General features: G+C 72.4%; 18 protein-coding genes. 16 read left to right on the forward strand and 2 right to left on the reverse strand.

Features of this window, described 5'->3' with window-relative positions; translation table 11 throughout:
- Nucleotides 1-2: 2 nt before the first annotated feature.
- From HT134_RS33025 to rfbD, 3 genes are read left to right on the forward strand one after another with little or no spacing between them, the layout of a single operon-like run.
- Complete coding sequence (locus HT134_RS33025; RefSeq protein WP_175604395.1) at nucleotides 3-1,070, forward strand: glucose-1-phosphate thymidylyltransferase; 1,068 nt, start codon at nucleotides 3-5, stop codon at nucleotides 1,068-1,070.
- A complete protein-coding gene (rfbB, locus tag HT134_RS33030) occupies nucleotides 1,067-1,993 on the forward strand; it encodes a dTDP-glucose 4,6-dehydratase (protein ID WP_175604396.1) in 927 nt (308 codons plus the stop codon). Before HT134_RS33025 ends, rfbB begins: the two co-directional genes overlap by 4 nt.
- Nucleotides 1,990-2,874 (forward strand): dTDP-4-dehydrorhamnose reductase, encoded by an 885-nt coding sequence (rfbD, locus tag HT134_RS33035; RefSeq protein WP_175604397.1) that lies wholly within the window; start codon nucleotides 1,990-1,992, stop codon nucleotides 2,872-2,874. The genes rfbB and rfbD overlap by 4 nt, the downstream gene beginning before the upstream one ends.
- Here the strand turns inward: rfbD and HT134_RS33040 are convergent.
- Nucleotides 2,856-3,434: a dTDP-4-dehydrorhamnose 3,5-epimerase family protein gene (locus HT134_RS33040; RefSeq protein ID WP_175604398.1), complete on the reverse strand. Its 579-nt coding sequence runs from the start codon at nucleotides 3,432-3,434 to the stop codon at nucleotides 2,856-2,858. The genes rfbD and HT134_RS33040 overlap by 19 nt on opposite strands.
- A gap of 58 nt (nucleotides 3,435-3,492) precedes the next feature.
- On the opposite strand from HT134_RS33040, the gene HT134_RS33045 reads away from it, so the two are divergent.
- Genes HT134_RS33045 through HT134_RS33085 form a run of 9 tightly spaced genes read left to right on the forward strand, consistent with a single transcriptional unit; the run spans nucleotide 3,493 to nucleotide 12,656 of the window.
- Nucleotides 3,493-4,401 (forward strand): 2OG-Fe(II) oxygenase family protein, encoded by a 909-nt coding sequence (locus tag HT134_RS33045; RefSeq protein WP_175604399.1) that lies wholly within the window; start codon nucleotides 3,493-3,495, stop codon nucleotides 4,399-4,401.
- 1 nt (nucleotide 4,402) lies between these two features.
- Complete coding sequence (locus tag HT134_RS33050) at nucleotides 4,403-5,617, forward strand: class I SAM-dependent methyltransferase (RefSeq protein WP_175604400.1); 1,215 nt, start codon at nucleotides 4,403-4,405, stop codon at nucleotides 5,615-5,617.
- A complete protein-coding gene (locus tag HT134_RS33055) occupies nucleotides 5,614-6,402 on the forward strand; it encodes a glycosyltransferase family protein (RefSeq protein WP_175604401.1) in 789 nt (262 codons plus the stop codon). The genes HT134_RS33050 and HT134_RS33055 overlap by 4 nt, the downstream gene beginning before the upstream one ends.
- On the forward strand, nucleotides 6,399-7,049 hold the full coding sequence (locus HT134_RS33060; RefSeq protein ID WP_175604402.1) for a PIG-L deacetylase family protein: 651 nt from the start codon (nucleotides 6,399-6,401) through the stop codon (nucleotides 7,047-7,049). The genes HT134_RS33055 and HT134_RS33060 overlap by 4 nt, the downstream gene beginning before the upstream one ends.
- Nucleotides 7,050-7,051: 2 nt before the next feature.
- A complete protein-coding gene (locus tag HT134_RS33065; protein WP_175604403.1) occupies nucleotides 7,052-8,071 on the forward strand; it encodes an NAD-dependent epimerase/dehydratase family protein in 1,020 nt (339 codons plus the stop codon).
- Nucleotides 8,072-8,082: 11 nt separating this feature from the next.
- On the forward strand, nucleotides 8,083-9,339 hold the full coding sequence (locus tag HT134_RS33070; RefSeq protein ID WP_246366034.1) for a DUF4910 domain-containing protein: 1,257 nt from the start codon (nucleotides 8,083-8,085) through the stop codon (nucleotides 9,337-9,339).
- Nucleotides 9,336-10,301, forward strand: coding sequence for a PDZ domain-containing protein (locus HT134_RS33075; protein WP_175604405.1), 966 nt, complete (start codon nucleotides 9,336-9,338; stop codon nucleotides 10,299-10,301). Before HT134_RS33070 ends, HT134_RS33075 begins: the two co-directional genes overlap by 4 nt.
- A 24-nt stretch (nucleotides 10,302-10,325) precedes the next feature.
- Nucleotides 10,326-11,774, forward strand: coding sequence for an oligosaccharide flippase family protein (locus HT134_RS33080; RefSeq protein WP_175604406.1), 1,449 nt, complete (start codon nucleotides 10,326-10,328; stop codon nucleotides 11,772-11,774).
- Nucleotides 11,775-12,656, forward strand: coding sequence for a glycosyltransferase family 2 protein (locus tag HT134_RS33085; RefSeq protein ID WP_175604407.1), 882 nt, complete (start codon nucleotides 11,775-11,777; stop codon nucleotides 12,654-12,656).
- On the opposite strand, the gene HT134_RS33090 is transcribed toward HT134_RS33085, so the two are convergent.
- A complete protein-coding gene (locus HT134_RS33090) occupies nucleotides 12,643-16,269 on the reverse strand; it encodes a LamG-like jellyroll fold domain-containing protein (protein ID WP_175604408.1) in 3,627 nt (1,208 codons plus the stop codon). The genes HT134_RS33085 and HT134_RS33090 overlap by 14 nt on opposite strands.
- 456 nt (nucleotides 16,270-16,725) lie before the next feature.
- On the opposite strand from HT134_RS33090, the gene HT134_RS33095 reads away from it, so the two are divergent.
- The 4 genes from HT134_RS33095 (at nucleotide 16,726) to HT134_RS33110 (ending at nucleotide 20,876) form a co-directional block, all read left to right on the forward strand.
- A complete protein-coding gene (locus tag HT134_RS33095; RefSeq protein WP_175604409.1) occupies nucleotides 16,726-17,769 on the forward strand; it encodes a LacI family DNA-binding transcriptional regulator in 1,044 nt (347 codons plus the stop codon).
- Nucleotides 17,770-17,836: 67 nt separating this feature from the next.
- Nucleotides 17,837-19,105, forward strand: coding sequence for a sugar ABC transporter substrate-binding protein (locus HT134_RS33100; RefSeq protein WP_312888637.1), 1,269 nt, complete (start codon nucleotides 17,837-17,839; stop codon nucleotides 19,103-19,105).
- An 11-nt stretch (nucleotides 19,106-19,116) separates the two neighbouring features.
- On the forward strand, nucleotides 19,117-20,073 hold the full coding sequence (locus HT134_RS33105; RefSeq protein ID WP_175604410.1) for a carbohydrate ABC transporter permease: 957 nt from the start codon (nucleotides 19,117-19,119) through the stop codon (nucleotides 20,071-20,073).
- Complete coding sequence (locus tag HT134_RS33110; RefSeq protein ID WP_312888638.1) at nucleotides 20,070-20,876, forward strand: carbohydrate ABC transporter permease; 807 nt, start codon at nucleotides 20,070-20,072, stop codon at nucleotides 20,874-20,876. The genes HT134_RS33105 and HT134_RS33110 overlap by 4 nt, the downstream gene beginning before the upstream one ends.

The raw sequence follows: 20,876 nt of genomic DNA on the forward strand, positions 1-20,876 counted from the left end.
CGGTGAAAGCACTCGTGCTCGCCGGAGGGGCGGGCACCCGGCTCAGGCCCATCACCCACACCTCCGCCAAACAACTCGTCCCCGTCGCCAACAAACCGGTGCTGTTCTACGGCCTGGAGGCGATCGCGGAGACCGGCATCCGGGAGGTGGGCCTGGTCGTCGGCGACACCCAGGCGGAGATCGAGGCGGCCGTCGGCGACGGCTCGGCGTTCGGGCTGGAGGTGACCTACCTGCGCCAGCAGGCGCCGCTCGGGCTGGCGCACGGCGTGCTCATCGCCCGCGACTACCTGGGCGACGACGACTTCGTCATGTACCTCGGCGACAACTTCATCGTCGGCGGCATCGACGGCCTCGTGCGCCGCTTCGCCCGCGAGCGGCCCGCGGCGCAGATCATGCTGACCAAGGTGAGCGACCCGCGTCAGTTCGGCGTCGCCGAGCTCGACGCCTCCGGCCGGGTCGTCGGCCTGGAGGAGAAGCCGGCCCGGCCCAAGAGCGACCTCGCGCTGGTCGGCGTCTACCTGTTCACACCGGCCGTGCACGAGGCGGTGGCCGAGCTCAAGCCGTCCTGGCGGGGCGAGCTGGAGATCACCGACGCGATCCAGTGGCTGATCGAGGCCGGCCTGCCCGTGGAGTCCTCGGTGATCTCCGGGTACTGGAAGGACACCGGCAACGTCACCGACATGCTGGAGGTCAACCGCCTGGTCCTGGAGTCGCTGGAGCCGCGGGTCAGCGGCTCGGTCGACGCGGCCAGCGAGCTGATCGGCCGGGTCGTCATCGAGCCGGGCGCCGTGGTGGCGCGCTCCCGCGTCGTCGGCCCGGCCGTCATCGGCCCGGGCGCCCGCGTCGAGGACGGCTACGTCGGCCCGTTCACCTCCATCGGGGCGGACTGCGTCATCGAACGCGCCGAGATCGAGTACTCGATCGTGTTACCCCGCAGCTCCATCCGCGGCGTCAGCCGGATCGAGTCGTCGCTCATCGGCCACGACGTCGAGGTGACGCCCGCGTCCACCTCTCCCCGAGCCCACCGCCTCGTGCTGGGCGATCACAGCAAGGTGCAGATCAGTTCATGAGAATCCTCGTCACCGGCGGCGCCGGTTTCATCGGCTCGCACTTCGTCCGCTCGCACGGCGGCGACGACGTGACCGTGCTGGACAAGCTGACGTACGCCGGCCGGCGGGCCAACCTGGACGGCGTGCGGCACACGTTCGTCCACGGCGACGTGTGCGACGCCGGCCTGCTCGCCGAGGTGGTGCCGGGTCACGACCTGGTGGTGAACTTCGCCGCCGAGTCGCACGTGGACCGCTCGATCGAGGGCGCCGCCGAGTTCGTGCGCACCAACGTCATGGGCACGCAGGCGCTCATGCAGGCGTGCCTCGACGCCGGCGTGCCGCGGGTCGTGCACGTCTCGACCGACGAGGTGTACGGCACAATCGACAGCGGCTCCTGGGACGAGTCCGCGCCGCTCCGGCCGCGTTCCCCGTACGCCGCCTCCAAGGCGGGCGGCGACCTGATCGCCCGCGCGTACGCGGTCACCCACGGCCTGAACGTGTCGATCACCCGGTGTGGCAACAACTACGGCCCCCGGCAGTACCCCGAGAAGATCATCCCGCTGTTCGTCACCAACCTGCTGCGCGGACGTAAGGTGCCGCTCTACGGCGACGGGCTGAACGTGCGCGACTGGATCCACGCCGAGGACCACTGCGCCGGCATCGACCTGGTGGCGGAGAAGGGCGAGCGGGGCGAGGTCTACCACATCGCGGGCACCGCCGAGCTGACCAACCGCGAGCTGACCGGGCGGCTGCTGGAGGCGTGCGGCGCCGGCTGGGACATGGTGGAGCCGGTCGCCGACCGCAAGGGCCACGACCGCCGCTACTCCCTGGACGACACCCGGCTGCGGGCCCTCGGCTACCGGCCGCGCGTCCCGTTCGAGCAGGGGCTCAAGGAGACCGTCGAGTGGTACGCCGCCAACCGCGACTGGTGGGAGGGCGCGTGAGGTGGCTGATCACGGGCGGCGGCATGCTCGCCGCCGACGTGTTACGCGCGGTCGTGGCCTCGGGTGAGCCGGCGCTGCCGCTGGGCCGCTCCGAGCTGGACGTGACCGACCGGCGCGCGGTGCGCGACATGGTGGCCGCCTGCCGCCCCGCCGTCGTCGTCAACTGCGCCGGCTGGACGGCCGTGGACGACGCCGAGACGCACGAGGCCGAGGCGCTGGAGGTCAACGGGCACGCGGTGGCGGCGCTGGCCGACGCCTGCTCGGCGGCCGGGGCCCGGCTGGTGCACATCTCCACCGACTACGTCTTCGACGGCACGAGCCGGGAGCCGTACCCGGAGGACGCGCCGACGTGCCCGCTGAACGCCTACGGCCGCACCAAGCTCGCCGGGGAGCGCGCCGCGCTGGAGCGGGGCCACCACGTGGTGCGCACCGCCTGGCTGTACGGCGCGGCGGGCCCCAACTTCGTGCGCACGATGACCCGCCTGGCCCGCGCGGGCACGGCCGCGGACGTGGTGGACGACCAGCGCGGCCAGCCGACGTGGGCCGCCGACCTGGCCGCCTTCGTGCTGCGGTTGGTCCGTTCCGGGCTGCCGCCCGGCGTCTACCACGGCACCAGCTCGGGGGAGACGACGTGGTGGGGCCTGGCCCGGGAGGTGTACGCCCTGTGCGGGGCCGATCCCGGCCTGGTGCGCCCGGTGCCGAGCACCGCCTACCCCCGCCCGGCGGCCCGGCCGGGCAACAGCGTGCTGGCCCACACCCGGTGCGCGCCGATCCGCCACTGGCGCGACGCGCTGCGCGCCGCCTGGCCCGCGCTGACGGGGGAGCTGCCGAGGACCCCGGCCCGGGTGGGGGAGGCGGGTCCTCAGTGCAGCGTGGCGTAGAACTTCGCGCACTCCTCGTAGTCCGGCAGCAACCCCGCGGCCTCCGCCTGGGCGAGGGTGGGCGCCGCGGCGTCCTTCTCCGACAGCACCGGCTCCGTCCCGCCCGGCCAGTCGATCCCGAGCGCGGGGTCGAGGGGGTGGACGGCGTGCTCGCGCCCCGGGTTGTACGGCTGCGAGCACAGGTAGACGACCGTGGCCCGCTCGCTCAGCGCCATGAACGCGTGGCCGAGCCCCTCGGCGAGGAGCATGGCCCGGGGAGTCTCGTCGTCCATGCGCACCGCGTCCCAGCGGCCGAACCCGGGCGAGCCGGTGCGCAGGTCCACCACCACGTCGAGCACGGTGCCGGCCACGCACAGCACGTACTTGGCCTGGCCGGGCGGCACGGCCGCGAAGTGCACGCCGCGGACCACGCCCCGGCGCGAGACCGAGCAGTTGACCTGCGCGGCCTCCAGCGGGTGCGGCAGCCCCGCCGTGCGGAACGCCTCGAAGAACGAGCCGCGAAGGTCGGCGTGGACACGCGGCGTGTGCAGCCACGCCCCTTCGACCGAGAGGGCATCCATGATCGCAGGATGCCACGGTCCGGCCCGAGCACCTAGACCACGAGAAAGGGATCCTCACATGACGGCCGTCCTCTCCAACAGCACGGCGACCGACGACCGGCGCCGCGACCTGCTGTTCCGGGGTGACCTGTTCGTCTACTCCGCCTCGCCGGCGGCCACGGCGCTGGTGGGCTTCGCCCGGGAGCTGGTCGCCGACGCGTTCGGCCCGCTCGACCCGGAGACCGCGCAGCACGACATGCCCGTGGAGGACTTCGCGGGGCTGCTGGCCGAGCTGAAGCCGCGCTTCATCCACCATCCGCGCTGCAAGGAGCTGGTGCCCGCGCTGATCGAGGAGCGCGGCTGCGACCCGTCGCTGACGTACTTCGACGTGCCCCGCTTACGCACCTCCACCTCCCACGACTACCTGGTCTCGGGCATCTCCTACGCCTTCCACCCGCACCGCGACTGCTGGTACTCCGCCCCGTTCAACCAGGTCAACTGGTGGATCCCGGTCTTCGGGGTGGTGGCGGAGAACGTGATGGCCTTCCACCCCCGCTACTTCGACACGCCGGTGCGCAACGGCAGCGCGGCCTACGACTACGGAGAGTGGAACCGGACGAGCAGGCGCACCGCCGCCGAGCACGTGCGCACCGACACCCGCGTGCAGCCCCGGCCGGAGGAGGAGATCGACCTCGACCCGCAGATCCGGGTCGTGCCGGAGCCGGGCGGCGTGCTGATGTTCTCCGGCGCCCACCTGCACTCGACGGTGCCCAACACCTCGGGCCGGACCCGCTTCAGCATCGACTTCCGCACCGTGCACCTGGGGGACGTGCGCGCGCGCCGGGGGGCGCCGAACGTGGACGCCCGCTGCACGGGCACCACGCTGCGCGACTTCACCCGGTGCGGCGACCTGGCGCCGATGCCGGAGGAGCTCGCGGCGGCCTACGAGAGCGAGGCCGAGGCCGCGGCCCTGGCCGGGGTGCGCTGACGTGGCCGCCGCCTGCCGCCTGTGCGGCTCCACCGGCCTGGCCGGGGTCGTGGACCTCGGCGCCACGCCGCCCTGCGAGTCGTTCCTGACCGCCGACCAGCTCGACGAGCCCGAGACGACCTTCCCGCTGCACCTGCGGGTCTGCACGGAGTGCTGGCTGGCGCAGCTGCCGCCGCTCATCACGCCGGAGCAGACGTTCACCGAGTACGCGTACTTCTCCTCCTACTCCACCTCGTGGGTGGAGCACGCGCGGCGCTTCGTCGAGGAGCAGGACCCGCGGCCCGGCGCGTTCGTCGTGGAGGTGGCCAGCAACGACGGCTACCTGCTGCGGCACGTGGTCGAGCGCGGCGTGCGCTGCCTTGGCATCGAGCCGTCGGCCAACGTCGGCCAGGCCGCGCGGGACGCCGGGGTGCCCACGCTCACCGCGTTCCTCACGGAGCAGACCGGCCGCCGCGTCCGGGAGGAGCACGGCCCCGCCGACCTGGTCGTCGCCAACAACGTGTACGCCCACATCCCCGACGTCGTCGGCTTCACCCGGGGCCTGCGCGCCCTGGTGGCCGACCACGGGCGGGTCTCGATCGAGGTGCAGCACCTGCTGACGCTCATGGAGCGCAACCAGTGGGACACGATCTACCACGAGCACTTCCAGTACTACACGGTCGCCTCGGCCGGCCGGGCGCTGGCGAGCGGCGGGCTGACGCTGGTGGACGTGGAGCTGCTGCCCACGCACGGCGGCTCGATCCGGCTGTGGGCGGTGCCCGACCCGTCGGCCACGCCGTCCTACCGGGTGGCCGACGTGCTGGCCATGGAGAAGGCCGCCGGGCTGCACGAGCTGTCCGGCTACCACGACTTCGCGGCGCGCGTGGCGAAGGTCCGGCGCGACCTGCTGCGCTTCCTCGTGGACGCGGCCGAGGCCGGGCACACGGTCGCCGGATACGGCGCCCCGGGCAAGGGCAACACGCTGCTCAACCACTGCGGCATCCGCCCCGACCTGCTGCCGTACACCGTGGACCGCAACCCGTACAAGCACGGCCGGTTCACGCCCGGCTCGCGCATCCCGGTGCTGCCGCCGGAGCGGATCGCCGCCGACCGGCCCGACTACGTGCTCGTGCTGCCGTGGAACCTGCGCGACGAGCTGGTCGAGCAGCTGTCCTACGTGCGTGAGTGGGGCGGCCGGCTGGTCTTCCCGATCCCCGAGCTGGAGGTGGTGTCATGAAGGTCGTGCTGTTCTGCGGCGGGCGGGGCACCCGGATGCGCAGCGAGGTCCCCGGCGGGGACCTGCCCAAGCCCATGCAGCTCGTCGGGCCGCGCCCGCTGGTCTGGCACGTGATGCGCTACTACGCGCACTTCGGGCACAAGGAGTTCATCCTGTGCCTGGGCTACGGCGCGCAGCACATCAAGGACTTCTTCCTCGGCTACCGCGAGACGGCCTCCAACGACTTCGTGCTGCGCGACGGCCGCGTGGAGCTCCTGTCCACCGACATCTCCGGCTGGTCGATCTCGCTGGTGGACACGGGCGTCGACTCGCCCATCGGCGAGCGCCTGCGCCGGGTGCGCGACCATCTCGACGGCGAGGAGATGTTCCTGGCCAACTACGCCGACGTGCTGACCGACGCGCCGCTGACCGACATGATCCGCCGCTTCGCCGCCGCCGACGCGGGCGCGTCGATGATGGTCGTCCCGCCCACCAACACCTTCCACGTGGTGGACGTGACCGAGGCGAACGTCGTCGGCGCCATCACCCCGGTCAGCGCGATGCCGCTCTGGGTCAACGGCGGCTTCTTCGTGCTGCGCCAGGAGGTCTTCGAGCACATCCCGGAGAACGGCGACCTGGTGGCCGACGGCTGCGCCGAGCTGGCCAAGCGCGGCCGGCTGCTGGCCTACCGGCACCGCGGCTACTGGCGGCCGAGCGACACCGTCAACCAGCGGCTGGAGCTGGACCGCTCCTGGGAGCGGGGGGAGCGGCCGTGGGCCCTGTGGGAGTCGGGGCGGGAAGCATGAAGGGCCTGCGGCCGGGCGCGCTGGGCCGGGTCCTCGCGCTGGGCGCGCACTGCGACGACGTCGCCATCGGCGCGGGCGGCACGCTGCTGACGCTCTGCGCGGCGCGGCCCGGCGTGCGGGTGGACGCGCTCGTGCTGTCGGGCGGCGGCACCGAGCGGGAGGACGAGGAGCGGGCCGCGCTGGCCGGGTTCTGCCCCGGCGCCGACCTGGCCGTCACCGTGCTCAAGATCCCCGACGGGCGGCTGCCGTCGTACTGGGAGCAGGCCAAGGACGCGCTGGAGGACCTGCGCGCGGAGACGAGCCCCGACCTGATCCTCGCGCCCTGGCAGGGCGACGCGCACCAGGACCACCGCGGCCTGGCCGAGCTGGTGCCCACCGTGTTCCGCGACCACCTCACGCTCGGCTACGAGATCGTCAAGTGGGACGGCGACCTCGGCCGTCCCTCGGTCTACCAGCCGCTGGAGCAGCGCACGGCCGAGGCCAAGGCCGACCTGCTGGAGCGGCACTACCCGTCGCAGCGGCGGCGGTCCTGGTACGACCGGGAGGCGTTCCTCGGGCTGGCCCGCGTGCGCGGCGTCGAGTGCGGCGCCCGCTACGCCGAGGCGTTCCACACCCGCAAACTCACCCTCGACCTGGCTGGAGACTGACTGTGCGGATCCTGCTGACCGGCCACCAGGGCTACCTGGGCAGCGTCATGGCCCCCGTGCTGCGTGGCGCGGGGCACCAGGTGGTCGGCCTCGACTCGGGGCTGTTCGCCGACTGCGTGCTCGGGCCCCTGCCGGAAGAGCCGCCCGCCCACGCCGTGGACCTGCGCGACGTGCCGCCGGAGCTGCTCGACGGCGTGGACGCCGTCGTCCACCTCGCGGCGCTGTCGAACGACCCGCTCGGGTCGCTGGCGCCCGAGCTGACCTACGCCATCAACCACCACGCGTCCGTACGGCTGGCCCGCCTGGCCAGGGACGCCGGGGCGAAACGGTTCCTGTACGCCTCCACCTGCTCGGTCTACGGCGCCTCCGGCGGCGACGACCTGGTGGACGAGGACGCCCCGCTGCGGCCCGTCACGCCGTACGCCGAGTCGAAGGTCCGCGTGGAGGACGACCTGGTGGAGCTGGCCGACGCCGACTTCTCGCCGGTGTTCCTGCGCAACGCCACCGCCTTCGGGTACTCGCCCCGGCCGCGCGCCGACATCGTGCTCAACAACCTGGTGGGCCACGCCCACCTCAGCGGCCAGGTGCGGGTGCTGTCGGACGGCACCCCGTGGCGGCCGCTGGTCCACGCCCGCGACATCGCCGAGGCGTTCCTGCGCGCGCTCACCGCGCCCCGCGAGGCCGTCCACGCCCGCGCCCTGAACGTGGGCACCGAGCGCAACAACGTGACGGTCGCCGAGATCGCCGCCGAGGTCGTCGAGGCGGTGCCCGGCTCCACGCTGGTCATCACCGGCGAGACCGGCGGCGACCCGCGCTCGTACCGGGTGGACTTCTCCCGCATCCGGCGGGCGCTGCCCGGCTACGAGGCCCGCCGGACGGTCAAGGAGGGCGCGGCCGAGCTGGTGGACGCCTACCGCGCGTACGGGCTGACCCGGCACGCCTTCGAGCGCCGCTACACGCGCCTGGCCCGCCTGTCGGACCGCCGCGACGCCGGCGAGATCTCCGCCGAGCTGCGCCCATGACTCCTGAGGAGATGCACGCGCTTGTGCGACGGCTCTATCCGATCTGCCGCAGCATCACCGGCGACGGCGTCCGGGAGACCCTCGCCGTCATCGGGGAGCGGCTGGCGCTCGACGTGACCGAGGTGCCGACGGGCACGCAGGTGCTCGACTGGACGGTGCCGAAGGAGTGGAACATCCGCGACGCCTACGTCAAGGACCCCTCCGGGCGCCGGGTGGTCGACTTCCGCGTTTGCAACCTGCACGTCGTCGGCTACAGCGTGCCGGTCTCCGGCGTGTTCACGCTGGAGGAGCTGCGCCCGCGCCTGCACACGCTGCCCGAGCAGCCGTCCCTGGTGCCCTACCGCACCAGCTACTACGCCGAGACGTGGGGGTTCTGCCTCAGCCAGGACGTCCTGGACGGGCTCGGCGAGGGGCCGTACGAGGTGTGCGTCGACTCCACGCTCGCCGACGGGTCGCTGACCATCGCCGAGCACGTGCTGCCCGGCGAGCTGCCCGACGAGGTCGTCATCTCCTGCCACGTCTGCCACCCGTCGCTGGCCAACGACAACCTGGCCGGCGTCGCGGTGGCCACGGCCCTGGCCGGCCGGCTGGCCGCGATGGGGACGCGCCGCCACACCTACCGGTTCCTGTTCATGCCGGGCACGATCGGCGCGATCACCTGGCTGGCGCTCAACCGGGACCGCGTCGGCCTCGTCCGGCACGGGCTCACGCTCGCCTGCGCGGGCGATCGGGGGCCGTTGACGTACAAGCGCAGCAGGCGCGGCGACGCCGGCATCGACCGGGCCGTCACCCACGTGCTCGGGGACCGGCCGCACACCGTGCTGGACTTCTCGCCGTACGGCTACGACGAGCGGCAGTTCTGCTCGCCGGGCTTCGACCTGCCGTTCGGCGGCCTCACCCGCACCCCGTACGCGGGCTACCCCGAGTACCACACCTCGGCCGACGATCCCGGCTTCGTCACGCCGGAGGCGATGGCCGACACCCTGGAGGTCCTGTGGCGGGTCGTCGGGGTCCTGGAGGGCGAGCGCACCTACCTCAACCTCAGCCCGTACGGCGAGCCGCAGCTCGGCCGGCGCGGCCTCTACGGATCTCTCGGCGGGAGAAGTGACACGAAACAGGCGCAGATGGCGATGTTATGGGTGTTGAACCTGTCCGACGGGGACCACAGCCTGCTCGACATCGCCGAACGATCAGCGCTGCCCTTCGAGGCGGTCGAGACCGCCGCGCGGGCGCTGGCAACTGCCGGACTGGTGAAGGAGATCGGTTGAACCTCAGGGTCGGAGACGTGGTGGAGGTCCGCGGCGAAGCCGAGATCCTGGCCACGCTGGACGAGCGCGGCGAGCTCGATGGGCTGCCGTTCATGCCGGAGATGGCGGCGTTCTGCGGTCGCCGGATGACCGTCCACAAGGTCGCGCACAAGCTGTGCGACACGCAGACCCGCAGCGGCCTGCGCCGCATGGAGCGCGCGGTCCACCTGGTGGGGGCGCGCTGCGACGGCTCGGCGCACGGCGGCTGCCAGACGGCCTGCTCGCTGTACTGGAAGGAGGCGTGGCTGAAGCGGGTCGGGAGCGGCGGCGAGGCGTTCCCGGAGGCGCCGGCCTCGCGCGACGGGCGGCTCCTGCCCCTCCTGGAGGTCAACACCCGCAAACCCGACGCGCCGGAGCACTACGCCTGCCAGGCCACCGAGCTGCTGCGCGCCGCCCCGGTCTGCCTGCCGGTGCGCAGCCTCGGCCAGTACGTCACCGACGTGCGCTCCGGCAACGTGGGACCGGCCCGCACGGCCCACGCCCTGCTCATCGGGATCTTCAACCGGCTCCAGGCCGCCAGTAAGCGCCTCCTGCCGGAGAGGCTGTGGTTCCGCGAGGGACGCAGGTGGGGGTTCCTGCGGCCGGGGCTGCGCGGGCGCACGCCCTCCGGCACCCTCGACCTCAGGCCCGGCGAGCTGGTCCGGGTCAAGTCGCAGGCCGAGATCCTCGCCACCCTCAACGAGGACATGCTCAACCGCGGCCTCGGCTTCGAGGAGGAGATGGCGCGCTACTGCGGCAAGGTGGTGCGCGTCCAGGCCCGCGTCGAGCGGTGCATCGACGAGCGCTCCGGCCGCATGCTCACGATGAAGTCCCCCTGCATCACGCTGGAGAACGTGGTGTGCCAGGGGGTGCACAGCCTCAACTGCCCGCGCGAGTTCGTGCCGTTCTGGCGGGAGATCTGGCTCGAACGCGTGACCCCCTGACGGCACCCCCTCGGAAAGGCACGGATGGACGAGACACAGCGCGTCGCGGAGATCGGCGCCCAGGCCGGGCGTGGGCTGCGCTGGAGCATCCTCGGCAACCTCGTCACGCGGGCCGGGTCGTTCGCGATGGGGCTGGTGCTGGCGCGCGTGCTCGCGGCCGACGACTTCGGCACGTACGCCGTGGCGCTGGCGGCGACGCAGCTCGTCATGCACGTCAAGGACGTGGGCATCCAGGCGGCCACCGTGCAGTGGCGGGGTCGCCTGGAGGACATGGCGCCCACGGCCACGGTGCTGAGCTTCGTGTTCGCCACCGGCCTGTACGGCCTCTTCTGGGGGTTCGCCCCGGTCTTCGCCCGGATGGCCGGCAACGAGGACGCCACGGGCGTGGTCCGGCTGCTCACCTCGATCATCCTCATCGAGGCGTTCACCGCGGTTCGCAGCGCCGCGCTGCTGCGCCGCTTCGACCAGGACAAGCTGACCCGCGCCATCATGATCGGTTTCGTGGCGAACGCGGCCGTGGCCATCACGCTGGCGCTGCGCGGGGCGGGCGCCTACAGCTTCGCCTGGGGCCAGGTCGCCGCGTCGGTGGTGACCGGGGTGCTGATCTTCGTCTGGGGCTGGGTGCCGGTCCGGCTCGGCCTGGACCGGCAGGTCGCGGGCCGGCTGCTGCGCTTCGGCGTCCCGTCGGCCCTCGGCTTCGGGCTGGAGGCCGTGCTGATGAACGCCGACTACGTCGTGGTCGGCAACGTGCTCGGGGCCGAGCAGCTCGGCTACTACCTGCTGGCGTTCAACGTGTCGAGCTGGGTGCCGGGGATCATCGGCACGGCGCTGCGCTACGTCTCCTTACCCAGCTTCTCCCGCCTCGCCGAGGACCCGGCGGCGCTGTCGGAGGGCGTGCGCAGGTCCGTGCCGGTGATGGTGACCTTCGTGCTGCCGCCCGCGCTGGTCATGGCCGTCCTCGCCCATCCGCTCATCTCCTTCCTGTACGGCGCGCGGTGGGACTTCTCGGCGGGCGTGCTGCGCTGGCTGGCCGTGCTCATGGTGGTGCGGATGCTCATCTCGTTCCTGGCCGTGGACATCCTGACCGGGCTGGGCGCCACCAGGACCACGGTGTGGCTGAACCTCGTGTGGGCCGCGGCGCTGCTGCCCGCGCTGGTGGCCGGGGCGCACCTCGGCGGCATCAGGGGCGCCGCCGTCGCCCACGCGCTGGTCGCCGCGCTGGTCGCGGTCCCCTTCGCGCTGTTCCTCCTGCACCGGGTGGGCGTCCGCGTGGCGCCCGCGCTGCCCGCGCTGGTCCGGCCCGCCGTGGCGGCGCTGGCCGCGGGGGCGCTGATGCTCGTCCTCGACGGGCTGACGGGCGGCGGTCCGGCGCTCGTGCGGCTGGCCGTCGCCGGGGGCGCCGGGCTGCTGCTGTTCGTCCTGGTCGCGGTGCCGGGCACCGCGATGCACAAGCTGGTGAGAAGGAGCGCCTGAATGACATTCGACGACACGCTGGTCTCGGTGGGGCTGCCCGTCTACAACGGCGCCGACCGGGTGGAGAAGACGATCACCTCGGTCCTGGCCCAGGACCACCGCCACATCGAGCTGGTCATCTGCGACAACGCCTCCACCGACCGCACCGAGGAGGTCTGCCGCGACTGGGCCGCCACCGACCCGCGCATCGTCTACCACCGCCAGCCGGAGAACATCGGGCAGCTCCCCAACTTCAGCGACGCCATCCGCCGCTCGCGGGGCGTGTTCTACCGGTGGGCCGGCGACGACAACTGGCTGGCGCCCGACTACGTCTCGCGCTGCCTGGAGGTCTTCGCCCGGGACGAGCGGCTGCTCCTGGTGACCACCCAGCAGGCGTACACCGGGCCCGACGGCGCGACGCGCACGGCGCCGTACACGGGGACCGGCTACCTGTCCGACGACCCCGTGGACCGCTTCGCCGAGTCGCTGCGCATGCTCAACGAGGACCCGTTCGCCATGGACCCGCTCTACGCGCTGATGCGCCGCACCCGGGTCATGGCCGTCAACCGGGGGCCCGCCCTGCTGCGCGAGGACGAGATCTTCGCCGCCCGGATGGCGCTGGCCGGGCCGTGGGGGCACGTGCCCGAGGTGCTGGCCGGCCGTGACTGGGAGCCGCAGCGCCTGACCGACATCGCCCGCAAGCTGGGCGCGCCGGCCTGGCACGTGCGGGTCTCCACGCTGATCCAGTGCAGGGAGCTGCTGCGGGCGCTGGGCGAGGTCGAGCTGACCCCCGCCCAGCGCCGCCGGGGCCGCGCGCTGGTGGCGCGGATGTACGTGCGCAGGCACGGCACGGTCGCGGCCCGGCGCGGCCGCAAGCTGGCCGGCCTGGTCACCTCCCGCTGAAGGGCGCCACCGTGATCCGGTCGATCAGCGGGGCGTACTGCGAGCGGAGCAGCACGCCGGGGAACGTCTGCGACGCGTACGTCGTGCCGTCGAAGTTCGGCAGCTCCTCCGCGCCGAACCGCACCGCGTTGTCCCCTTTCTTCAGCGTCACCGGCACGGTGAGCTCCCAGAAGTCGTTCTCGTGGAAGGTGTGGGGGAACAGCACGCGCTGCGGCGCGGCCCCGTTCACCGAGACGTCCGCGTGCCTGGCGAGCGGGTCGGGGTTGTAGTGCGTCGCGGCCGACTGCTCCGGGTTGGAGTAGCGGACGCGCATGGCGTACGTGCCGTCCCGGTCGGCCCGGACGGTGAACGTGAGCGTGCTGGCGTTCCCGGGCGGGCCGCCGATCCCGGTCACCGCGGCCTTGCCGTCGGCCAGGGAGAGCGGCGCGGCCTTGGCCGTCCCGGCGAGCGCGGCGGCCTCCGCCTGGTAGACGGTGGCGGGCAGCGCGTCGGGGGCCGGCCGCACGTCGAGGCGGTCGACCAGCGACGTGCCGGTCCTGCCGGTGACCGTGACCTTGTTGACGCCGCCGGACAGCGACACCGCCACGGTGGAGGCGCCGCGCCGGGCCTCCGTCACCTCCTGGCCGTTGACGGCCACCAGCGCCTTGCCGGGGCCGAGCAGCCTGAGGTCGAGGACGGCCGCGGCGTCCCGGGCGGAGTAGACCCAGAAGGTGACCGACTGGCCCTTGCGGACCTCGGCCACGCCGGAGCCCGTGCTCTCCCGGCTGTCGTAGGACAGGCGGGCCCCGCGCAGGTCGGCCAGCTCGGCCGGGTAGGTGGCGGTGGCCGCCGCCGGGTTCGGCAGCGAGAGCCGGACCCGGTCGATGATCGCGTCACCCTTGGTGGTCCGGGCGCCGTCGAGGCTGCGGGCCGCCAGCGAGATGACGTGCTTGCCGGCGGAGAGCTCCACGGCGGTGTCCGCGTGGTCCCACACCACCCACTTGTAGCCGAGCGGCAGGAACAGCTCCTGCTCGGAGCCGCCGTCCACGCGCAGGAAGACGTTGGCCGGCCCCTGCTCGCGCACCTTGTCGAAGGTGTTGAGGGAGTTGGCGAAGACGCTCAGGTCGTAGCGGCCGGCCTTCGGGACCTCCACGGTGAAGTCGAGCACGCCGTCGGAGCCGGTGCGCAGCCCGCCGACGTCGTAGCGGCCGGAGGTGTAGAACTTCGACACGTCCGAGGGGGAGCCCTCGGGCCCGTTGCGGCTGTAGCCGGTGCCGGTGTACTTGGCGTCCTCCGCCTCGTACGAGCCCTCCCACAGCTCGGTCACGGGTGAGGTCGCCGTGCCCTTGCCGGCCGGGGTGAGGACGATCTCGTACGCCGACGACTCCTTGAGCCGGGGCAGGTCGGCGCCGAAGTCGAGGACGGCGGCCCCGTCCTGGACGGCGACGTCGCGCTCGGCGAGCAGCTTGGGCTGCGGCGAGTCGCCGACCTGGCCGGTCCACGGGATCTCCCGCACCCAGGCGTGGACCTTGCCGCCGAACAGCCCGGCGGGGACGTTCTCGAAGCGGATGTGCCCGGCGCCGTCGGCGCCGCCGATGATCGCGCGGGCCTGCCTCTTGGCCGGGTCGAGCGTCGCGACGCCCTGGAGGGTGTAGTTCTGGCCCGGGTACGGCGGCGTGACCGCCACGGTGTGCCCGGTCATGCCGCCGTAGGCGTTGTAGAGCCACCACTGGCCGTTGCCCCGGTTGGCCTGCACGGCGGAGTCGGACAGGTTGCCGTCGATGTTCCAGTACGCGATGTCGGCGTCGATCTTCGACTCCTCGATGGCCGACACCCACTGGATCATCTGGCCGGGCACGGAGGTGTGGTAGTTGAAGGCGTACTCGTTGACGTTGATCGGCAGTTTCCGGCCCGCGTACTTCGTGCCGGCGAAGACGCCGGCCTCCATCTCGCGGTAGCGCCTGACGCTCGCGCGGACCTGCTCGGGGTGGCTGAGCTCGTGCCAGGTCACCACGTCGGGCACGGTGCCCGCCGCGACGACGTGCTCCAGGTAGCCCTTGACCTGGCCGTACAGCACGCTGGTGTTGGGGCCGGCGATCCGGGCGGCGGGCATCCTGCCCTTGATGATGGCGTAGACCTCGTCCCAGGCCCGGAAGTAGTCACGGGGGTCGCTGAGCCAGCTCACCCCGTTGTAGCTCCACTTGCCGGTGCCGAACATGTTGCCCTCGGGCTCGTTGAACGGCACGAAGACGATGTTGTCCTGATATTTCGGGTCGAGCTTGAGGACCTGGTCGACCTGCTTGGCGATCTTCTCCTTGTACAGGTCGAGCTTCTCCTGGGGCGTCGCGCCGGGCCACTCGTACGGGAAGCCCCGGTGGACGTCGGTCATGTAGATGTACACGTCGCCGTCGGTGCTGTCGGCCAGCGGCTTGACCACCTCCAGCGCGTCGGCCCCGGGGTGCTGGGCGCCGTCCTGCGCCTTGGTCGAGACGGTGCGCAGCCGCATGCCCTCGATCAGGTTGTTCGTCGGCACGCCGGGCCCGTAGAGGCCGTAGAGGGTGCCGGACGCGCCGCCGTGGAAGGCGCCGGTGTCCTTGGCGAGGTCGATGACGAGCCGGCCCTCGCGGACCACCGTGACCTCGGCGGTGACGGCGCGCCCGCCGGCCGTGCCCGTCACGGTGAACGAGCCCGCGGCGGCGTACTTCGCGGGGTCCACGGCCGCCCACGTGACGGGCAGGTCGCGGTCGTAGCCGTCGGAGAAGGCGGCGCGGACCGCCGCCGGCAGGGCCGGGGCCCTGCCGATGGTCGTCCGCACCGTGAAGGCGTCCTGGGCCAGGCCCGTCGGCGTCGGCGTCCGGCCGCCGGCGACGGCGGCCACCTGCTCGGCGGTCAGCGCGGCCGGGTAGACGCGGAAGTCGTCGATCGCGCCGTCGAACAGCGGGTCCGGGTAGAACGAACGGCCGATGAAGCCCGCGGAGGTCGTGGCGGCGTCGACGAGCTGCGCGGCGGTCACGGTGGTGCTCGCGGAGGAGACGGCGGCGCCGTCGAGGTAGGTGGTGACGCGTCTCGCGCCGGTGTCGAGGGTGACGGTCAGCGTCTTCCAGGCGTCGGCGGGCAGCCGGGCCGAGCCCGTGACCTGGGCCTCGCCGCCGCCGCCCGAGGTGGTGACCGCGGTGCGCAGGAGCCCGTCGCCGTTGGAGGGGGTGGTGAACAGGTAGCGGCCGGTGTCCTTGCCGAGCGCGTAGATCCACTGCCAGGGGGCGGTGGTGCCGTCCCACTTCACCCGGGCCGACACGGTCAGGTCGGTCCGGTCCTTCAGCACGGCCAGGGGCAGCTTCACGTAGGCGCCGCCGGAGTCGGCGGCCCCGCCGGGCAGGCTCAGGGCCCGGCCCCCGCCGGCGCCGGCCACCAGGGCCGCCGTGGAGCCGTTGACCAGCGTGCCGTCCAGGCCGTTGCCGGATCTGTCGGCGATGGTGCCGGTGGGGAGGTCGTCGGAGTCGAAGTCGTACACGAGGGCGGGGGCGGGCGGGTCGGCGGCGGCCATGGCGTCCGGGACTCCTGTGGATAACGCGAGGATGAGGACGGCCGGGAGGAGCCCGGCTCGCGCGGCCTTGGTGATGCTCGTCGGTGTCATCAACGACTTCCCTTAGGTGATCGTCCTGCGGGAGGGAGTGCCGTCCCTGTCCACCATGTGAGTGTGAGCGTTAACAGACTGATCTCGGGAGCGATCGGCAGCGCCACGTGGGTTTCGCGCAGGTTACGCGGCGCGGCCGCGACGCGTCAATGCTCCGGCCGCGGCCGATCGGCCCGGCGGCGCGCCGCGCTTTCACCCGCCATGTCACGATTCGATTTCGGCGGGTATCGGCCCTTGACGCGGATCCGAGCCTGGGCGACAGTCGAGCACATCGTTGAACCGGTTCGCCTGTTCCGAAGGTTCGCAGGCGGCCCCCGTCCGGGACGGTGCCGCGCCCCGGCTCGCTGTGGCCTGCAAACGCCGACGACAACGGCACCTTCGCCAGGCGTCCGGTGAGCGATGCGGGAATCAGGCGGTCTTCAGCGTCGAACCGGTTCGACGATCAAGGAGGTGAGAATGGCGACGATCGGGGACGTGGCCCGGGAGGCCGGCGTCAGCCGCAGCACGGCGTCGTACGCGCTGTCGGGCAAGCGGCCCATCTCGGAGGAGGTGCGCCGGCGCGTGCTCGCGGCGGCCGAGGCGCTCGCCTACACGCCGAACGCCGGCGCGCGGGCGCTGGCCACGTCCAGGACCAAGGTCCTCGGTCTGCTCGCCCGCTTCTACACGGACGAGTTCGCGCCCGCGATGATGCAGTACATCCAGGGCGTCACCGACACCGCGCGCGACCTGGGCTACGACACGCTGCTGGTCACCGACGAGGACGGCGCGCGGGCGCTGCGGCGCATCACCGACTCCCGCATGGTGGACGGCGTCGTCCTGATGAACATCGCGCAGGACGACCCGAGGCTGCCGATCCTGCGGGCCGCGGCCCAACCGGGCGCCACGGTCGGCCTGCCGGGCGACTGCTCGGGGATCGACGTGTTCGACCTCGACTTCGAGGAGGCCGGCCGGGCCATGGTGGACCACCTCCACGGGCTCGGCCACCGCGAGCTGATCCTGATCTCGCAACCCGAGCACGTGGTCGAGCGGGGCGGCGCGTACGTGTGGCGCCTCAGGGACGCCGCCCTGGAGCGGGCGCGCCAGTGCGGCGTCACCCTGCACACCGTGTACGGCGAGTCCCGGCAGCCGGCCGTCGGGCGCCTGCTCCACACGCTGCTGGACACCTACCCGTCGGCCACCGGCCTGCTGATCAACAACGAGGCGGCCGCCGCGGCGCTGCCCTCCGTCGCCCACGAGCGAGGGCTGCGGGTGCCCGAGGACCTGTCGGTCATCGGGCGCTACTCCGCGGAGTTCGCCGCGGCCTTCTCCCTGCCCTACTCGTTCGTCGAGAGCGCGCCCGACCGCCTCGGCTCCATGGCGGTGCGCCAGCTCGTGCGCCGCGTGGAGTCGGCGGCGGCCCGCCGCGAGCCCTTCGTCGTGCGCTTCATCTCCCCCGAGCTCGTCTCCCGCGGCAGCACCACGCCGCCGCGGGAGCCCCACCCGCGTACGCCCGCCCGCTAGAGCCGGGCGCACCCCACAGAACCATTCGCCGGCGCTATTTGTTAGCGCTAACACCTGGAGGATTCGGGTGACTCGTCCATCGTTCTCCGCCCGAGCGGCGGCCTTCGGAACCGCCCTGCTGAGCCTGGCCGCCCTGACCGCGTGCGCGTCCGCGCCCGCCCCCGGCGCTTCCGCCGCCCCCGCCGCCGACGCGAACACCTACACGTGGTGGGACCCGTACCCGCAGCACGACGCCTCCTCCGCCTGGGCCAAGCGGGTGGACACCTGCGGCCAGCAGGCCGGCGTCACCATCAAGCGCACCGCCTACGACACCACGGCGCTGACCAACCAGGCCCTGCTCGCCGGCCAGGAGGGCAACGCCCCCGACGTGATCCTGCTCGACAACCCCGCCGTCTCCACCCTCGCGGACGCGGGGATGCTGGCCACGATGGACGAGTTCGGCCTGGACACCGCCAGGTTCGACAAGAACCTCATCGCCGCGGGCGAGCTGGACGGCAAGACCTACGGCATCCCCATCGGCGCGAACACGCTCGCCCTCTACTACAACAAGAAGATCCTCGACGCCGCCGGCGTCGACCCGGCCTCGATCAAGGACTGGGCCTCGCTCGGCGCGGCGCTGAAGAAGGTCAAGGCCGCGGGCAAGAAGCCGATCACCTTCGCCGCCATCGGCACGGAGGAGGGCTCCTTCCAGTTCCTGCCGTGGTTCTGGGGCGCCGGCGGAAAGCTCACCGAGCTGGACTCGCCGCAGGCCGCCGAGGCGCTGGGCCTCTGGAACTCCTGGCTCAAGGACGGCCTGGCCCCCAACTCGGTGCTGAGCAACTCGCAGAACACCACCTGGGAGGAGTTCCTCACCGGCGAGTTCGGCTTCGCCGAGAACGGCACCTGGCAGATCAACAGCGCCGCGAAGGCGGGCTTCCCGACGGGCATCGTGCAGATCCCGGCCAAGGACGGCGGCGTCGCCCCCACCCCCACGGGCGGCGAGTTCATCACGGTCCCGGTGCAGAAGGACGCCAAGCGCTACACCGCCACCAAGAAGATCGTCGAGTGCATGACCACGCCCGAGGGCCTGGTCGAGACGGGCACGACATTCGCCTACTACATCCCGTCCACCGCCGAGGGGCAGCAGGCGATCCTGGCCAAGGAGCCGAGCCTGAAGCCGTGGGTCGAGGCCGTCCGGTCGGCCAAGGGCCGTACCAGCGACAACCTCGGCACCAAGTACCCCAAGATCTCCGAGGCCCTGTGGACGGCGGTGCAGAAGGCGCTGAGCGGCTCGGCCGCCCCCGCCGACGCGCTGAAGGACGCGCAGGCCAAGGCCGCGCAGGCCGTCGGCGGCTGAGCGGACCTTCCATGGCATTCACCCGCACCGACGCGGTGGCGACCACCGGCAGGCCGGCGGCGAAGGTGAGCCCCGCTCCCGGCCGCCGGCGCTCCGGACGGTGGACGGCCCTCGCCTTCCTCGCGCCGCTCGTCGTCTACCTGCTCGTCTTCTACGCCTATCCGCTGTACCGCAACATCGAGCTCAGCGTGCACGACTACACGCCGCGCGCGTTCGTCCAGGGCGACCCCGAGTTCACCGGCCTGGACAACTACCGCGCCGTCCTGTCCGACGACGCCTTCCTCGCGGCGCTGCGCAACACGGCCGTGTTCACGCTGGTGTCCATCGCCCTGCAGTACGCGCTCGGCCTGGCGCTCGCCGTCTTCTTCCAGCGCGGCTTCCGCCTGTCGGCGGTGCTGCGGGCGATGTTCCTGGTGCCGTGGCTGCTGCCGCTGATCGTCTCGGCCTCGACCTGGTCGTGGATGCTCAACAGCGACAACGGCATCGTCAACGCCTTCCTGCGGGCGTTCGGGATCGGCCAGATCAACTGGCTCACCTCGCCGGGCACCGCGCTGCTGTCGGTCACGGTCGCCAACATCTGGCTCGGGATCCCGTTCAACCTGGTGATCCTGTACGCCGGGCTGCAGAACATCCCGGCCTCCCTGTACGAGGCCGCCGGCCTGGACGGGGCGAACGCCTGGCAGCGGTTCTGGCGCATCACCTTCCCCCTGCTGCGCCCGGTGTCGGCGATCACGCTGCTGCTCGGCCTCATCTACACGCTCAAGGTCGTCGACATCATCTGGATCATGACGAGGGGAGGGCCGGCGGACGCGTCGGCGACGCTGGCCATCTGGTCCTACCGCGAGGCGTTCGGCACCGGCCAGCCCGACTTCTCCCCGGCGGCGGCCGTCGGCAACCTGCTCATCCTCATCGCCTTCGCCGCGGGGCTCCTGCACGTACGGCTGCAGCGGAAGGAGGGATCCTCGTGAAGAACTGGCGGACGGGAGTGGGGATCGTCCTGACCGGGGTGATGCTGTTCCCCGTCTACTGGATGGTCAACGTCTCCCTCACCAGGACCGGCGACATGCGGGCGGACCCGCCCCACTGGTTCCCCTGGAACCCCACGTTCGAGGGCTACGCGGCGGCGCTCGGCCAGCAGCTCCCGGCCCTGGCCACCAGCCTGTTCATCGGCCTCGGAACGGTCGCCGTCACCCTGATCGTGGCCCTGCCCGCCGGGTACGCGCTGGCCAAGCTGCTGCCGCGCGGCACCGGCGCGATCGACTTCCTGCTGCTCGTCGCGCAGATGATCCCGGCCGTCGTCATGGCCATGGGCTTCTACGCGATCTACATCAGGCTCGGGATGCTGAACACCGTCGCGGGGCTGATCGTCGCCGACTCGACGCTGGCCGTGCCGTTCGCGGTGCTGCTGTTCCGGGCGTTCATGGCGGGCATCCCCCGGGAGATCATGGCCGCGGCGCAGATCGACGGGGCGGGCACCTGGCGCACGTTCCGGTCCGTCGTCCTGCCGCTGAGCCGCAACTCGGTGATCACGGTGTCGCTGTTCGCGTTCCTGTGGGCCTGGTCGGACTTCATCTTCGCCTCGACCCTCAACCGCAGCAGCGACACGATCCCGGTCACCCTCGGCATCTTCCGCTACATCGGCAACAACACCACCCAGTGGAACTCGATCATGGCGACCGCGGTGATCGCGTCCGTTCCCGCCGCCTTCCTCCTCGTTCTCGCGCAGCGCTACATCGCCGCCGGGGTCACCGCCGGCGCAGTAAAGGACTGA

Source organism: Nonomuraea rhodomycinica (genome assembly GCF_013363995.1).
Lineage (GTDB): Bacteria > Actinomycetota > Actinomycetes > Streptosporangiales > Streptosporangiaceae > Nonomuraea > Nonomuraea rhodomycinica.

Coding starts and splice junctions, on each gene's coding strand:
- HT134_RS33090 (WP_175604408.1), bottom strand. CDS start 16,269: ATGACACCGACGAGCATCACCAAGGCCGCGCGAGCCGGGCTCCTCCCG.
- HT134_RS33060 (WP_175604402.1), top strand. CDS start 6,399: ATGAAGGGCCTGCGGCCGGGCGCGCTGGGCCGGGTCCTCGCGCTGGGC.
- HT134_RS33095 (WP_175604409.1), top strand. CDS start 16,726: ATGGCGACGATCGGGGACGTGGCCCGGGAGGCCGGCGTCAGCCGCAGC.
- rfbB (WP_175604396.1), top strand. CDS start 1,067: ATGAGAATCCTCGTCACCGGCGGCGCCGGTTTCATCGGCTCGCACTTC.
- HT134_RS33105 (WP_175604410.1), top strand. CDS start 19,117: ATGGCATTCACCCGCACCGACGCGGTGGCGACCACCGGCAGGCCGGCG.
- HT134_RS33055 (WP_175604401.1), top strand. CDS start 5,614: ATGAAGGTCGTGCTGTTCTGCGGCGGGCGGGGCACCCGGATGCGCAGC.
- HT134_RS33080 (WP_175604406.1), top strand. CDS start 10,326: ATGGACGAGACACAGCGCGTCGCGGAGATCGGCGCCCAGGCCGGGCGT.
- HT134_RS33045 (WP_175604399.1), top strand. CDS start 3,493: ATGACGGCCGTCCTCTCCAACAGCACGGCGACCGACGACCGGCGCCGC.
- HT134_RS33040 (WP_175604398.1), bottom strand. CDS start 3,434: ATGGATGCCCTCTCGGTCGAAGGGGCGTGGCTGCACACGCCGCGTGTC.
- HT134_RS33085 (WP_175604407.1), top strand. CDS start 11,775: ATGACATTCGACGACACGCTGGTCTCGGTGGGGCTGCCCGTCTACAAC.
- HT134_RS33070 (WP_246366034.1), top strand. CDS start 8,083: ATGCACGCGCTTGTGCGACGGCTCTATCCGATCTGCCGCAGCATCACC.